Below are 511 nucleotides of genomic sequence, written 5' to 3'. Positions count from 1 at the left end.
CGCGCCCACGCTCCCGTAGTCCAGGGTTGCCGCGACCTCGCCGCGCACCACCTCGAGCAGCAGCTCCGCCTGCTCGTCGGCGTCCAGTCCCGCCAGCCGCAGGCCGAGCGCGGGACCCGCCGCAGCCGCCCCGCCGCCGCCCGCGGCCGCGGCGGTGGCCCTGCGGACCCGGCCGCGTACCAGGCCGCGCATGATCGCCGGGACGTCGTCACCGCGGGTGGCCAGAGCCTGCGGGTCGAGCGGCAGTGGAACCGCGGTGCTCACGCCGAGGGCCAGCGCGGTGTCGAACAGCGCCAGGCCGTGCTTTGGAGTGATCGGCTTCATGCCGGTGCGGGCGAAGCGGTTCCGGTCCGCCTCGCTCAGCTCGGCGGCCATGCCGCCTTCCGCCCACGGCCCCCACGCCAGGGACAGGGCCGGGAGGCCCTGGGCCCGCCGGTGCTGCGCGAGCGCGTCCAAGTAGCTGTTCGCGGCAGCGTAGTTGGCCTGGCCGGCGCCACCCGCGATCCCCTGG

1 protein-coding gene is annotated in these 511 nt (G+C 77.1%); it reads right to left on the bottom strand.

Translation table 11 applies throughout. The features are described 5' to 3' along the window. Positions 1–511, bottom strand: a 511-nt coding sequence (locus tag LG634_RS37595; RefSeq protein ID WP_226741046.1) for a KR domain-containing protein, incomplete at both ends; no start/stop codon positions are given.

The organism is Streptomyces bambusae, from assembly GCF_020532645.1.
In the GTDB taxonomy this organism is placed as follows: Bacteria; Actinomycetota; Actinomycetes; order Streptomycetales; family Streptomycetaceae; genus Streptomyces; species Streptomyces bambusae.
This window is presented reverse-complemented; position numbering and strand designations above follow the sequence as displayed.